The organism is Deltaproteobacteria bacterium (genome assembly GCA_016223005.1).
Lineage (GTDB): Bacteria > Desulfobacterota > GWC2-55-46 > UBA9637 > GWC2-42-11 > JACRPW01.
Genome location: JACRPW010000061.1, coordinates 1 through 14,645, shown reverse-complemented (window position 1 = coordinate 14,645; position 14,645 = coordinate 1). Strand labels below are relative to the sequence as shown.

General features: G+C 40.0%; 17 protein-coding genes and 1 pseudogene. 15 read left to right on the top strand and 3 right to left on the bottom strand.

What is annotated here, in order from left to right:
- Nucleotides 1-325: 325 nt before the first annotated feature.
- From HZC45_06795 to HZC45_06725, 15 genes and pseudogenes are all read left to right on the top strand, one after another.
- A complete protein-coding gene (locus HZC45_06795) occupies nt 326-1,144 on the top strand; it encodes a Fic family protein (GenBank protein MBI5682853.1) in 819 nt (272 codons plus the stop codon).
- Between the two features lie 131 nt (nt 1,145-1,275).
- A pseudogene (locus tag HZC45_06790) lies at nt 1,276-1,588 on the top strand (DUF4258 domain-containing protein).
- Nucleotides 1,576-1,788: a DUF2283 domain-containing protein gene (locus HZC45_06785; GenBank protein MBI5682852.1), complete on the top strand. Its 213-nt coding sequence runs from the start codon at nt 1,576-1,578 to the stop codon at nt 1,786-1,788. Before HZC45_06790 ends, HZC45_06785 begins: the two are co-directional and overlap by 13 nt.
- Before the next feature lie 22 nt (nt 1,789-1,810).
- A complete protein-coding gene (locus HZC45_06780) occupies nt 1,811-1,969 on the top strand; it encodes a hypothetical protein (GenBank protein ID MBI5682851.1) in 159 nt (52 codons plus the stop codon).
- A 32-nt stretch (nt 1,970-2,001) separates the two neighbouring features.
- Complete coding sequence (locus HZC45_06775) at nt 2,002-2,319, top strand: nucleotidyltransferase domain-containing protein (protein MBI5682850.1); 318 nt, start codon at nt 2,002-2,004, stop codon at nt 2,317-2,319.
- The gene (locus HZC45_06770; GenBank protein MBI5682849.1) at nt 2,316-2,711 is read left to right on the top strand and encodes a HEPN domain-containing protein; all 396 of its coding nucleotides are present in this window, start codon (nt 2,316-2,318) and stop codon (nt 2,709-2,711) included. The genes HZC45_06775 and HZC45_06770 overlap by 4 nt, the downstream gene beginning before the upstream one ends.
- 117 nt (nt 2,712-2,828) lie before the next feature.
- The gene (locus HZC45_06765) at nt 2,829-3,089 is read left to right on the top strand and encodes a type II toxin-antitoxin system RelE/ParE family toxin (protein MBI5682848.1); all 261 of its coding nucleotides are present in this window, start codon (nt 2,829-2,831) and stop codon (nt 3,087-3,089) included.
- Nucleotides 3,086-3,271, top strand: a complete 186-nt coding sequence (locus HZC45_06760) for a hypothetical protein (protein MBI5682847.1) — start codon at nt 3,086-3,088, stop codon at nt 3,269-3,271. The genes HZC45_06765 and HZC45_06760 overlap by 4 nt, the downstream gene beginning before the upstream one ends.
- 147 nt (nt 3,272-3,418) lie before the next feature.
- Nucleotides 3,419-4,612 (top strand): nickel pincer cofactor biosynthesis protein LarC, encoded by a 1,194-nt coding sequence (gene larC, locus HZC45_06755; protein ID MBI5682846.1) that lies wholly within the window; start codon nt 3,419-3,421, stop codon nt 4,610-4,612.
- 245 nt (nt 4,613-4,857) lie between these two features.
- Nucleotides 4,858-5,598, top strand: coding sequence for a thermostable hemolysin (locus tag HZC45_06750; protein ID MBI5682845.1), 741 nt, complete (start codon nt 4,858-4,860; stop codon nt 5,596-5,598).
- Nucleotides 5,577-7,121 carry an AMP-binding protein gene (locus HZC45_06745; GenBank protein ID MBI5682844.1) on the top strand — a complete coding sequence of 515 codons (1,545 nt, stop codon included), beginning with the start codon at nt 5,577-5,579 and terminating at the stop codon, nt 7,119-7,121. Before HZC45_06750 ends, HZC45_06745 begins: the two co-directional genes overlap by 22 nt.
- Nucleotides 7,121-7,927, top strand: coding sequence for a hypothetical protein (locus tag HZC45_06740; protein MBI5682843.1), 807 nt, complete (start codon nt 7,121-7,123; stop codon nt 7,925-7,927). Before HZC45_06745 ends, HZC45_06740 begins: the two co-directional genes overlap by 1 nt.
- 22 nt (nt 7,928-7,949) lie before the next feature.
- Nucleotides 7,950-9,023: a radical SAM protein gene (locus HZC45_06735; GenBank protein ID MBI5682842.1), complete on the top strand. Its 1,074-nt coding sequence runs from the start codon at nt 7,950-7,952 to the stop codon at nt 9,021-9,023.
- The gene (locus HZC45_06730) at nt 9,014-9,805 is read left to right on the top strand and encodes an SDR family oxidoreductase (GenBank protein MBI5682841.1); all 792 of its coding nucleotides are present in this window, start codon (nt 9,014-9,016) and stop codon (nt 9,803-9,805) included. The genes HZC45_06735 and HZC45_06730 overlap by 10 nt, the downstream gene beginning before the upstream one ends.
- A gap of 54 nt (nt 9,806-9,859) precedes the next feature.
- Nucleotides 9,860-10,447, top strand: a complete 588-nt coding sequence (locus tag HZC45_06725; protein MBI5682840.1) for an LPP20 family lipoprotein — start codon at nt 9,860-9,862, stop codon at nt 10,445-10,447.
- 219 nt (nt 10,448-10,666) lie between these two features.
- Here HZC45_06725 and HZC45_06720 read toward each other — a convergent pair whose 3' ends face one another.
- The 3 genes from HZC45_06720 to rho form a co-directional block, all read right to left on the bottom strand.
- Nucleotides 10,667-11,941 (bottom strand): nodulation protein NfeD, encoded by a 1,275-nt coding sequence (locus HZC45_06720; GenBank protein MBI5682839.1) that lies wholly within the window; start codon nt 11,939-11,941, stop codon nt 10,667-10,669.
- 78 nt (nt 11,942-12,019) lie between these two features.
- Complete coding sequence (locus HZC45_06715; protein MBI5682838.1) at nt 12,020-12,775, bottom strand: uracil-DNA glycosylase; 756 nt, start codon at nt 12,773-12,775, stop codon at nt 12,020-12,022.
- A 117-nt stretch (nt 12,776-12,892) separates the two neighbouring features.
- A complete protein-coding gene (rho, locus tag HZC45_06710) occupies nt 12,893-14,143 on the bottom strand; it encodes a transcription termination factor Rho (protein ID MBI5682837.1) in 1,251 nt (416 codons plus the stop codon).
- Nucleotides 14,144-14,645: the final 502 nt, after the last annotated feature.

Sequence of the window (14,645 nt, the reverse complement as noted above, 5' to 3'; positions counted from 1 at the left end):
AGGAGTCAGAGGGTCTGGTCTACACACATGACAATCTTTTGCTTCAAGGGGAATATGAAATTGTCACAGGCATTTTTCTTCTGTCTTGCGATAGAGAAAAGCCGCAGGCTCATTATCTTGCAGAACAGTGCGTGTTTAATGGGACGGTTCTAATTATTTGAGAATGGCGTATATTCGTTGTTTACATTGGCATTTGCTTTTAATTAGGACAACAGGCGCTTTTATCTGTCTTGCAAAAGGGAAACGCCGCAGGCGCATAATGAGTGCATTAATATTCGCAATGTGCTAATCAGTGTTAGCGGCGGTTGTATTTTATAAGGATTATATGGTAAACTTCAGCAAAGGTAATCAAAAAGGGAAATCAAATGAGAAAACAAGGAACTCAAAAAAACATGGTGGAGCGTTGGAGAACGACCCTAACGCAGGAAGAAAGAAGAAAAAGGTATCTGGAAAGCATTCCAGAACAGGTGAGCTCCTCTATGGCATTCGAAGGGGAAAAGGTAAGCCTGAAAATGTTGAAAGAGTATCTGAAGACACTGAAGAATATTCCTCAACCACACGGTTCTTAGAATCCAGCCTTGGCATTAAATCTTATGCTGAACTTGCTCCATATCTTGCAAAAGGTGTGGAGCGGGTTATGGCAGAAATCATTGATTGCAAACCGACTGAATTAACAGTAACCCCTGAGCTTATCTGCAAACTTCATAAAGATGCCTTTGGAGAGCTTTTCCCGTCATGGGCAGGCAGATACAGGGATAGGGATGTCGTTGTCGGCAAATATAATCCCCCTCACAATTTTGAGGTTCCTGTCCTGATAAAACAATACTGCGAGGACTTGGAATATAGATTGTCGCTTGTTGGCCTAAAGCCTCCTGTTAGCGATATTCTTCTTGAAACCCTTGCCTTTGCTGAAGGGCGTTTTTTAAACATTCATCCCTTTCTTGATTTTAATGGCCGTGTAATTAGAATGCTTCTTTTTACGCTTCTTTACAGACTTAATTTACCGCCTGTGCAGTTGGTTCCTGATGAAAAGGATAAGCAGGGAAGGACAGAATATCTTGCTGCCCTTTCAAGGGCAGACAATCTTGACTGGCAACCTTTAATCAGCGTATGGAAGAGAAGGCTTGATAAAGAGATAAAATGAATCAAAAAGCAAAATAAAAATTGAATGAAAATCAGGACAGACATTATTCTTCTGTCTTGCAAAAGGGAAAAGCCGCAGGCGCATTATCTTTCAGAACAGAAGGCAGGAGATTGCAGTTGTGGAGGGGAGAAATGGAATCAGAAATATACTTTTCCGTAAATACGCCTCTTGGTGTTGATGTAAGAACAACAGTTCAGTATTGGGAATACCTTATAACTATAAAACACCCGACAATGAAAGACAAAGAAGATATTGTGAAGACCATCCTGCAATCTCCTGACGAAATAAGGCAAAGTATTACGGATAAAGATGTCTTTCTTTACTATAAACAATTTGATAAACTATACTGCGTGGTGGCCAAGCACATAGGGGATAGAAGGGTTTCTAATAACTTCTTATCCCACAGATAAGGTGAAGGAGGGAAATATAGTATGGACAAAGTAAAGGTCTATTACAACCATGAATCCGATACTATGGATATTTGGTTCGGAAATCCTGAAGATGAAGTTACATGCGAAGAGGCAGGAGAGGGTATTATCCTCAAAAAAGACAAAAGCGGAAAGACCATTGGCATTGAAAAACTTTATGTCAGCAAGACTGTTGGAATTGATAAACCATTGCCTGTTGAATTAGTTGTTGCATAGCAACACATTATCTAAACTCTAAATGCAGCCCTTCATCACCCTCGTTGACCAAATCCTTGCCGCCAAGCAAAAAGACCCTAACGCCGACACCTCTGCCTTTGAACGCCAGATTGACGAAATGGTCTATAAATTATACGGCTTGACAGACGATGAAATTGCGATTGTGGAGGGGAAGGGGTAGAATTAAAGCGATTTAAACATAGGAGACAAACAATGCATAAAAAAGATATTAGAGTCATAGAGAAATTTGAATCCCTTGTATCACAGAAAGCAAAGGTTCATGAAATCAGGGTTTTTGGCTCAAGGGCAAGGGGCGATGCTACCGAGGAATCAGACCTTGATGTCCTTGTTGTCGTAGACTATCTTGATCATGAAATAGAAAAATATATAAGCGATTGCGCATGGGAGGCCGGATTTCCTGAAGATATTGTCATAATGCCGATTGCAATAACTCTTGATAGATTAAAAAACAGCCCGATTCGTGAATCTGTTTTTATTAAGAGTATTTACGCTGAAGGAGTAACTGTATGACAGACGAATTGCTTTTGCTAATAGGACACAGGCTTAAACAAGCGGATGATTCCATAGAAGAGGCAAAGGTTCTTCTCAAAGAAAAAATGAGTCTGCGCGCTGTGATGAACCGTTTGTATTATTCCATGTTTTATGCTGTGCTTGCTCTCCTTCAGGAGAAACATCTTGGCACATCAAAACATATTGGCGCAATATCTTTGTTTGACAGGGAATTTATTAAGACAGGGATATTTGATAAAGGCATGTCAAAGACATTGCATAGGGCATTTGAACTCAGACAGAAAGGCGATTATATGGAACAGTCGGAAGTTACACAAAAAGATGTGGACGAGATGCTCCCTGAGGTCGTAAATTTTGTAAAAACCATCAAAGACTACTTGCAAGATAAATAGAGGAAAACTTCCCATATTCCCAATGCCTGCAAATACAAAAAACAAATGACCAGATGGTCTATAAACTCTATGGCTTGACAGAAGATGAGATTGCAATTGTGGAGGGGAAAGGGTAATATGGAGATTAGATATTCTGAAAAATCATCAAAGCAAATTGCAAGGATTAAAAAGGGTGATAGAAAAAGCGCTGTGATGATAATAGAAGCAATAGAAGCATATGCGGAAAATCCATCCGGCAGTTTTGATATAAAAGTCTTAAAAGGCAAATATGAAGATTTGAAAAGACTGCGGGTGGGAAATTATAGGGTTATCTTTGAAGACGATGGGAATACGATGTCAATTTATGAAGTCAAACATAGACAGGAGGTTTATCAATGATTAAGACACAGGTTATTAAAGAAGAAAATAAACCCATAGCCGTGATATTGGATTATAGGGAGTATATTAAACTGAAAGAGATTGAGGAGGATAGGATAGATTACTATTCTGCGATAGAAACAAAATTGAAAAATAAAAAATGGGTAGGACATAAAGATTTAAAGAAAAAGTTAAACTTGTAATTTGGGGAGAATATATTTCATCACCTTCGTGGACCACATCCTTGCCGCCAAGCAAAAAGACCCCAACGCCGACACCTCCGTTCTTGAACGTGAGATTGATAATATGGCGGACTATAAAAATTAACACCATGCGGAGATATAGATAGAGTGAAGACAGCATACTTTGACTGCTTTTCTGGCATAAGCGGGGATATGACTGTTGGTGCGTTTATTGATATTGGACTTGATATAAATGCGCTCAAAAGAGAACTTAAAAAACTGCCGTTAAAGAATTATACCTTGATTGCAGAAAAGGACAAGAGGCATTCAATCACAGGGACAAAATTCAGGTGTCAGGTGTCAGAAGTCAGGTGTCAGGAGAAACGGACATACATTGATATAAAAAAACTGATTGAAAAAAGTAAACTCAAAAAACCTGTAAAAGACTTGAGTCTTAAAATATTTAAGACCCTTGCAGAGGCAGAGGCAAAGATTCATAACTGCAAGATTGACGATGTCCATTTTCATGAGGTTGGGGCTGTTGATTCAATAATTGACATAGTAGGTGCAGCAATTGGCATAAATGAACTTGGTATTGAGGAGGTCTATTCATCGCCAATACCATTAGGCAGCGGTATGGTTAAAACTTCACACGGCATAATGCCTGTGCCAGCACCTGCAGCAATTGAGATATTAAAAGGTGTGCCAACCCAACCCTCTCATGTGAAAGATGAGATTACTACGCCGACAGGCGCTGCTATTATAAAAACACTTGCACATAGTTTTGGAGAAATCCCACAGATGAATATTTTAAAGACTGGCTATGGGGTTGGGGATAAGAATTTTAAAGAAATGCCGAATATCTTGCGTGTAATTATAGGTGAAAATGTTCACGGCTCACGGCTTACGGCTCACGGTTCACGGCTTATCATGCTTGAAACAAACATTGATGATATGAATCCGCAGGTTTATGAGTATGTGATGGAAAGACTTTTTGAGGCAGGCGCATTGGATGTATTTTTAACTCCAATCCAGATGAAAAAGAACAGACCTGCTGTGCTTTTAAACTGTCTATGTGAAGAAGATAAAAAAGATAAACTCCTTGAGATAATATTTAGAGAAACAACATCTATAGGCATAAGGATATATTCTGTAGACAGGTATTGCCTTGCAAGAGAAATAAAAAAAGTTTCTACCAGATATGGAAAAATAAATGTGAAGGTGTCTAAATTGGATGGTAAGATAGTGAATGTCCAGCCTGAATATGAAGACTGCAAAAGGATTGCGAAAGAAAAGAAAGTGCCTTTAAAAGAGGTGATGATATTAATGCGTGGGGATACATTTTTTGGGTGCTGTATATAGCATACAAAGATTTTTATAAGTATGCAAATATTTGTATATTTACCTGCCTGAAGATTCAAAAACCAACCTGCTTTTTCAAGACATTTGACTTTACTATTAGTTAAACCTTGCCACAAAAATACATTGTAAATCAATAAGTTAAACCTATCTACCAATAATATTGCGTAAGTTTAATAATCTATTCCATAGTTTTGGCACAGGATTTGAAATTAGAAAAGGCAAGACCAATTTCAAGGAGGATAAAATTGAAGAATAGACTGATGACAGGGCTGGGTAATATAAGTGTAAAAGAACTCAGGCTTGATATGGTTAAGAAAGAAGATGTGTTAATGCCTCTGGTGCAAGGGTTCGCCCGCAGGGTCTATAGAAAGAGATACGGTGCAAATCTAAATACCTTTTGCAAAGAACTGTTAACACTTATATCAAATAGATACGGTGTCCTCTCCTGTGTTGGCATAAACACCCATGAATCAGGCAGATTCTTTCTTGAGCAATATCTTGACAGACCTGTTGAGGAAGAAATATCAGGGTGCATAGGTGAGGATATAAAAAGGGAGGAGATTGTTGAGGTGGGAACAATGGCTGTATTACAGGGTGGACTCTGCAGATTGATGATGGCAGGTCTCGCAGGGTATCTTACGCAGAATGGAAAGAGGTTTATTGTCTGCACAGCAGTCCAGAGCATCAGTAATACATTTTCTAATTTCAAAATACCTTTTTATACTATTAAAAAAGCTGACAGGGATAGACTTAAAGAGGGTGCTGCTGATTGGGGTAACTATTATGATTCGCAGCCTCATGTTATCTTTATAGACCTGAAGATGTGTTTGAAAGAGATAGAGAATGTGCTGGGAAATGTAGATATGGGTCTTTCTGATGATATGAGTATATTGATAAAGGATATGTTTATACGGGGTATGAATCTGGCAGAGGTGGAAGGATATGAAAAAGAGGAGGCATTAAAGTGCAGTTGTGGAATGCTATAGAACACTGGTCTTCGGTTAGCCCTGATAGAGAATCTATTTTACCATTTACTTACAGGGCATTAAAGGAATCCATCCTGCGTGTGGTGAAACATCTTCCTCATGTCTTAGAGAAAAGGGTTGGGTTATTTATGACAAACAGCCCATTGTGGGGAATCTATGATATAGCCCTCATGCTTAAGGGCGCTGTTGTGGTTCCGCTCCCTGTCTTTTTCTCACAGGAACAGATAAGACATATAATCAGTGATGCAAATCTGGATATATTAATCATTGAACCATGTCTCATTAATAGATTAGAAGGCTCTTTTCCACTAAAGATAAATCCTACTATAATATCTAGCCAATCCCTTGAAGTTCTTTTGAAAGATGGTTCAGATGTTCAGGTAAGTGAGTTAAAGGTATCAGGCGACAGGCTCGTAAAGATTATCTATACATCTGGCACAACAGGCAGTCCGAAAGGGGTAATGATTCGTCTGAAGGCAATAGAGTCAGTAACTAACTCACTGATATTAAGAACAAAGGCAGATAGTAATGACAGACACCTTTCTTTACTGCCGCTTTCTACACTCCTTGAGGCAATAGGAGGTCTGTATCTGCCGCTGACAGTTGGTGCAAGTATTGTTTATCCATTAGGATACAATCCTAACAATCTTGTCCATCTACCTGAAAACATTATAAGACTTATTTCAGATTTTAACCCAACATCTCTTATAGTTGTTCCATTTATCCTTGATGCTGTTATTAAGGGTCTGGAAAGGTTCAAGTATTTCACTCGCAAATTTCACAATTTAAGGTTTGTTGCCTGCGGCGGCGCTCCCTTGTCCAATGTTCTTATAGAAAAAAGTAAAGAAATTGGAATTCCACTTTATCAGGGTTACGGGCTTTCTGAATGTACATCTGTTGTATCACTTAATGGAGAAGGCATTAACAGGGCAGGCAGTGTTGGTATGCCGCTGGAGCATGCAAGGGTAGAAATAGCAAAAGACGGCGAGATACTTGTAAGTGGTGATGGACTCATGGCAGGTTACACCAATGAACCTGTGAATGCCATACTATTATCATGGGCTACAGGGGATATGGGTTACATGGACAATGAGGGGTATTTATATATAACAGGAAGAAAGGATAATATATTTGTTTTGTCTAATGGGCGAAATATCTCGCCTGAATGGATAGAGGCGGAACTAGCCGCAAGCAAGGCAATAACGCAGGTTATGGTATATGGAGATGGCAAGCCTTATCCCTCTGCACTGATTGTTCCTAATCCTTTATGGTTAAAATATGCGTTAGTAAGACTTGATATTAATACAAGAGGCAACAAGATGCTAAATCACCCTTTGATTCTGGAAGAGATGCTTAAGGAGATTCATGCAGTTTCATCCAATCTGCCTGAATATGCCCATGTAAAATCTATTGCCGTTATCAACGAACCTTGGACAGCAGAAAAAGGCACGGCTACACAAGATGGAAGACTAAAAAGAAAAGAGATAATGGAAACCTATAAAGGAAAGGAGGTATTACAATAATGTTAAAGTTTAAGGTACTTACAGTATTTATCATGTTTTTTGCCATATCTTCTGTATCATATGGCTCTGAAATTCAAAGGGAATGGATAGAAAGGGGGGACAACTTTTTTAATCAGAGGGGAGAAAACAATGATGGTGATTGGGCAGATACCCTGCCGATTGAAAATGCATTATCCTCATATCTGAAGGCGTATGAAACAGGTGAACCTTCAGAGGAACTGATAGAGAAGATACTTAAGGCATCGTATTTTTATGCAACCTATGCAGAGAAAGACCCTGCAAGGCAAAAAGAGATATTAAACAGGGCAATAAAGATAGGAGAATACGGTATAAAGAGATACCCTAACAGTGTTGCCATAAATTATCAGATGTCAGGGTGCTGGGGCAGATGGGGGGAGGCAAACGGCATTATTGCATCAGCAAGACAGGGGGTTGCAGAAAAGATAAGAGGTTTTGCAGAGAAGGTTATCTCATTAGATCCAAAGTATGCTGATGGCGGCGGATACAGGGCGCTTGGGAGGCTTCACTTCAAGGCGCCATACATACCTCTTATCCTTTCATGGCCTGACAAGAAAGAGGCGCTTAGATTACTTTCTCTTGCTGTTGGGACAGGTCCGGAAAACCTTACCAATCATCTCTTCTATGCAGAATCTTTATACCATGCAGGTAAGATAGACAAATCTCTTAAAGAGGCAGATATAATCCTTGATGCAGAACTCAATCCTAAAAAGATAGTTGAAGATTTGAGGGATAAAAAAGAGGCAGAGAGATTAAAAGAAAGGATTAGCAAGGAATCAGGCAAATAAACGGAAGAGGAGAAAATTAGTGATGGAAAACTTATGCGGCAAATTAACACCAAAGGATTACACACCTGACCTCTTATGGGAAAAGTTCAGGGTAACACCAGAATTACTGCAGGAGACTGATATTATAGAGAGTTCTGTATATCTAACAAGGCAGTGCAACCTTAAGTGTCAATACTGCAAGATTATAAAGACAGAACTTCCGCAAGAACTAAGTACAGACCAGTGGATAGAGGTCTTTAATATCCTTGAAGGACTTGGCATCAGGTTCATAAACATAGCAGGCGGTGAACCCACAGTAGTGGATGGTCTTGGAAAACTGATAAGACACCTGAACAATACATCTATGGAGTATTCCATTGTCTCAAACTCGGTTTTTAATGATAAGAAACTAAAGGAGATGGTGGATGCAGGGCTTAAGGCTTATGTGGCAAGCATAGATGTTATAGGGGGTAAAAACAATGAACTGCATGACCTTAAAAAATCAAGTGCAGGCATGAAGATGCTTAAAAGATTAAAGGCTCTGGGTGTTCCATACCTGTGCGCCAACATTGTTATATCCGGGACGAATATCAGTAATGTTGCGGATGTGGTCAAGTGCCTCTGCGATGATGGGATATGGGTAAATATCTGCCCTGTTATCTGGGGTAAGGGTGATAACTGGGACAAGATAGATATTGCAGATAAGAACTATAGACTTATGGACGAACACAGGGAAAGACTTAAAGGGATAACAGAGGAGATTTTAGCAATGAAAAGGCAGGGGGCAACTATCCTTCCAACAGAGTCTTATATAAAAGGCATCCCTGATTTTGGTGTTGACCTGAACTGGAAGTGTTTCTCATGTAAAGATGCATCCGCACCTCCTCGGCTTACTATAGATGCTGATGGGGGGCTTATGAACTGTATTAATGTAAGGGGCAAGGTGGCGCAAATGTTTACAATTTTTGATATTAGAGATAAGGGTAATTACCAAAGATTTAAAGATGAGTGGTGGAAGGAGGCAAAGGACTGTTCAGGATGTTACTGGTCTACAATGGTTATGGCAAAAGAAAGGCAGGAGTTACTTAAAAAGGTAAAGGAGGGACTATGGAATTAAAGGGTAGAAATGCAATAATAACAGGTGCAGGCGGCGGCATAGGCAGCAAAATTGCACTTGCCTTTGCGCGAGAAGGTGTAAACATTGCACTTGTAGATGTAAGGAAGGAATCTATTAACCCGATTGCTCTGGAGTGTAAGGCAAGGGGTGTCAAGGCAAGCATCATAGCAGCAGATATAACAAAGGAAGATGGGCTCAAGGATATTGTGTTAAGGGCAGAGAAGGAACTTGGCGACATAGACATACTTATCAATAATGCAGGTATTACAGTATTCAAACCTATCAAAAGCCATACGGATAAGGAAGTGCTGACTACGATTATGCTTAATGTATACGCACCTATAAGGCTTACACAGTCGGTATTATCAGGAATGTTAAGGAGAGGCACAGGAAGGGTTGTAAATATCGGTTCCATGTTTGGCAGTCTTTCCTTTCCTTACTTCGGCATATACTCTGCAAGCAAATATGCAATACGGGGTTTTTCAGAGGCGCTTAGAAGGGAACTAATAGGCACAGGTGTTGGGGTTACATATATTGCGCCAAGGGCAACAAAGACCTCTCAATCAAAGGAGTTTTTTGAAATGGCAGAAAGGACAGGTATGAACCTTGATGCGCCAGATAAGGTTGCCTCTATAGTTGTTGATGCGGTATTAAAGGATAGGAATGAGGTCTATATTGGCAGACCTGAAAGGTTCTTTGCCTTCCTGAATAAATTCATTCCATCAGTTATAGACAAAGGGCTAAGAAAAAAGATTTATGTCATGGCTGAATATGTCAAATAATCCGATTTTGACAAACAGTGAACAAAAAGAATTAAAAATCAAAAAGAAGGTAAAATGAAGCGTCTAACAAAACTTTATCTTTTAGTAGTAATTGGGGTCTTTATCCTTTCAGGATGTGGCGGCAAAGAGATGAAGGCAGATACCCCAATCCAGGATTGGAATGCGCCAAAATGGGTTGTAAACGGCAGCGGCGCCTTTGGCGGTGAAAGGGGCAAGGTATTTTATGGTATCGGTTCTGCTGTTGGTATCAAGAATGCATCGCTTATGAGGACCGCAGCTGATAACAGGGCAAGGAATGAGATTGCAAAGGTCTTCCAATTCTATACAGCATCTCTCATGAAAGACTATGCTGCATCCACAATGGCAGGTGATGTGAAGGTTACAGCAGAAGAACAGCATGTAGAACAGGCAATAAAGACAGTTACTGCCATGACCTTTTCAGGTGTTGAGGTGGTTGACCACTGGCAGCACCCTGCTACAGGGGAACTTTATTCCCTCGCCCGTCTTGATTTGGAGACGTTCAAGAACAATCTGGAAAGGGTCAAAGAACTTGATGCAAAGGTTCGGGACTATATAAGAAAGAATGCAGAAAAACTCCATCAGGAACTTGAGGTAAGGGAAAAAGAGATGCAGGCAAGATAGGAAGTAACAGGTGCGGTTACAGAGCAGGTATTAAGGGTGAGTGTGCAATGATAAATAAAATATTTTTACAATTTCTTTGCAACCGCTATAACAATTATGATAATGAAGAGATAATATGCCTCTTTCTGCTCTACATACCGCTTGTCTTTGCCTATGGTATTGCAAGGTATCTGAAGAAGACAGGAAGACTTCCAGACCGAATGAAAAACTTTCAGCAGCCTAATTCTGTTGTCTTGTTACCTTTAACCTTAAGCCCTGCACCTCTGTAACCTTTATCTTCTCTCCTGTCTTTATCGGTTCATCGCTCCATGCATCCCAGTATTCACCCTCTATGAAGACCTTACCCTCATTTAATATATCTGTGTTTGCAGTGCCTATTACACCAATAAGACCTTCTTTTCCGCTCACAGGCATCCGCTGTCTTATTCTAATAGCGTAATACATAGCGCCAAGGAATAAGGCTGTGAACATAAGGACTATTGGCAGGACAACCCATACAGATAGTTTCATAAATGGAAGCGGTGATTCAAAAAGCATCAAAGAACCAAGTGTTAAGGCGACAATCCCTGCAATAGTCAAAAGTCCGAAACTCACAACCTTTATCTCTGCTATAAAAAACAAAATAGCAAGACCTATCAAAAGTATGCCTGCATAATTTACGGATAAGGTTTGCATTGCATAGAATGCAAGTATCAGGCATATGCCGCCCACAACACCCGGCAGGATTGCGCCGGGATTTGAAAGTTCAAAATATATGCCGATAAGACCTATCATCATCAGGATATACGCAACATTGGGATTGCTTATTGCATTTAATATGCTTAATCTCAAACCCATTTCAATATCTTTAACCTCTGCGCCCTTTGTCTTTAAAATCCTTTCACCTGATGTTACCTCAACCTTTCTGCCGTCAATCGCCTCAAGGAGCGCATTTCTGTCAGGGGCAATAATCTCTATTACATTTATCTTCAATGCCTCTTCTGCTGTGATGGATGCGCTTTCTCTCACTGCCTTTTCAGCCCAATCTGCGTTCCTGTGTTTTTTTGCTGCAATCCCTTTTATGTATGCAACAGCATCATTTTCAACCTTTTTTGACATTGTCTCATCCATCTTTTCGCCGCCCATTGCAACAGGGTGTGCAGCGCCGATATTTGTCCCGGGTGTCATTGCAGCAATGTGGGCTGTATATGTGATAAATACGCCTGCTGACGCAGCCCTTGCCCCGCTCGGGCCAACATAGACAACAACAGGCACATCAGAAGAGAGTATTGCCTTTGTGATGTCCCGCATTGACAAATCAAGCCCGCCGGGGGTATCAAGTTGTATGATAATAGCCTCTGCCTTTTTCTTTGAGGCATTCTCAATCCCCTTGATTATGAATTCAGACATCACAGGATTGACAATGCCTTCAACCTTCAGGTAGTGGATGGTCTGGGCATATGCAGGGATGTGGATAAATATTGTGAAAAGAAAGGTGAGCAATATTTTTTTCATGTTCAGAATATATCAAGGATTACTTTATTTTGCAATCTTCTTTACAACATCTTCTTTGAAACAGATAAACAGAATTGTTTAATCTTTAGCCTTTTTCTCCAGCCCAAGTTCAGCCATGACCTTCTGCATATCCTCCCAAACCTCTTTTTTCTTGCTCTCGTTTCTCAAAAGGTAAGATGGATGATATGTCGGCATGACCTTAATGTTATCTCTGTAATAAAAAAACTGTCCTCTGATTTTTGTTATGCCTCTGTCTGTATTAAGAATCGTTTGAGCAGCATGGTTGCCTAGTGCAACGATAATCTGCGGCTTTATTGTATCAATCTGTTTCTCAAGAAACGGCTTGCATGCTGATATTTCATCATGTTCAGGATTTCTGTTCTGTGGCGGTCTGCACTTAACAACATTGCATATATAAACATCCTGCCTATTTAAACCCATTGCCTCAATAATTTTTGTGAGAAGTTGTCCTGCCTTGCCCACAAACGGCTCACCTTGCAGGTCTTCATCTTCGCCAGGACCCTCACCGACAAATATAAGTTTTGCATTTGGATTTCCAACTCCAAAAACGATATTTGTCCTAGTTTTATAGAGATTGCACCTTTTGCAGTAACCGAGTTCTTCTTTAATAGATTCAAGACTCAAGACCCCAGACTCAATATTCAAGTTTCGTATATTAAGCCCTGTGCCTATAGTTTCGGTCAAATCTTCCGACTTCCGACCTCTGACTTCTGACTTCTTATATTGTATCTCCCTTATGCCCATATCCTCTAGATAGCAAAGGTATTCCTTTATTTGTTTTACAATGTTTCTGTAATCATTATTACCCACCATATGTCATTCCTAAAACAGATTCGGTATTCTTGACATCAATTTTAAAGATAAGATGGTTCCCCTTGTCTCTGATAAAGGCAGATAGTTGCGGGCTAATGCGGGCTAAAGTTCTTGTCCCTACTTACTCATTGAATTTAAAAAACTCTTATTTGAATCAGTATTCTGTATCTTCTCCAGAAGAAACTCCATGCTCTCCACAGGGTTTAATGGCTGCAGGACTTTGCGAAGTATCCAGATACGGTTAAGTTCTTCTTTTGCCAAGAGAAGTTCCTCTTTTCTTGTGCCAGAACGGTTTAAATCTATAGCAGGGAATATCCTCCTGTCAGCAAGTTTTCTGTCAAGGACAATCTCCATATTTCCTGTGCCTTTAAATTCTTCAAATATTACTTCATCCATACGGCTGCCTGTTTCAACAAGCGCTGTCGCAAGGATTGTCAGACTCCCGCCTTCTTCAATATTTCTTGCAGCGCCAAAAAATCTCTTTGGTTTGTGGAGTGCGTTTGAATCAACACCTCCTGAAAGAACCTTTCCACTGGGCGGGACAACTGTATTGTAGGCCCTTGCGAGTCTTGTAATGGAATCCAGAAGTATCACTACATCCCTTTGGTGTTCTACAAGTCTCTTTGCCTTCTCAATAACCATTTCTGCAACCTGTATATGTCTCTGGGCTGGTTCATCAAATGTAGAGGATATTACCTCGCCTTTGACTGAACGTTGCATATCTGTAACCTCTTCAGGTCTTTCATCAATCAAGAGCACTATCAGGACTATTTCAGGATGATTTTTTGTTATGCTGTTTGCAATCTTCTGTAACAGCACAGTTTTACCTGCCCTTGGAGGAGAGACAATAAGCCCCCTCTGTCCCATGCCAAGCGGTGTGAACATATCCATTATGCGCATAGATAAATCACTTTTTGGAGGCACTTCAAGTTTTATCTTATCCTGCGGATATAAAGGCGTTAGGTTATCAAATAATATCTTTTCGCGGGCAATCTCAGGGTCTTCATAGTTTACCTTTTCTACCTTTAGAAGGGCAAAATATCGCTCACCCTCTTTCGGAGGTCTTATCTGTCCTGAAACAATATCACCTGTCCTCATACTAAATCTTCTTATCTGTGATGGCGAAACATATATATCATCGGGTCCCGGAAGATAATTATAATCAGGTGCCCGAAGAAAGCCAAAACCATCTGGCAGTGTCTCCAGAACACCCTCACCGTATATCATGCCGTTTTGCTCTGCCTGAGACTGCAGGAGTGCAAATATCAAATCCTGCCTCCTCATGCTTGTCGCACCTTCTATGCTATATTGTTTGGCAAGCGTTGTAAGATCGCTTATCTTCTTTTCTTTAAGTTCTTTTAAATTCATATGTTCTCCTGTAGAAAAAATATACTTGTAAATCAGGCTATACTGTCCATGAATGGACAAGGTAAACGACTTATATCCTGCATACAGTCAAATTAAGGGTTATTGTTCAAATCAGAGGAATTACCATTTGCTACTCGCTACTTGTACTAATCTCTTTATATGGAAGGTTTCCGTTTCTCCTTTACTATCTTGCGGCTGTTAATTTATGAAGATTGTAAGACATTGGTAAGGATAAATTGTTAGATTGAATTTACTGATAGGGTTAACATTGATTTTGATTTTAATATAGTATAGCATCAAAACGATGTCAATAGTTTTTTTTGAGTTGCCTGTTCAACTGACGGACAAACTGACAGAAAAACCACAGACAAACCACAGAAAAACCTTGACAGGTTTATCCGAGGTATATTAAATTTATCAACATATTAAAAATAAAGATTTTTCAGGCGCGTAGCTCAGGGGTTAGAGCGCTACCTTGACACGGTAGAGGTCGGCGGTTCGA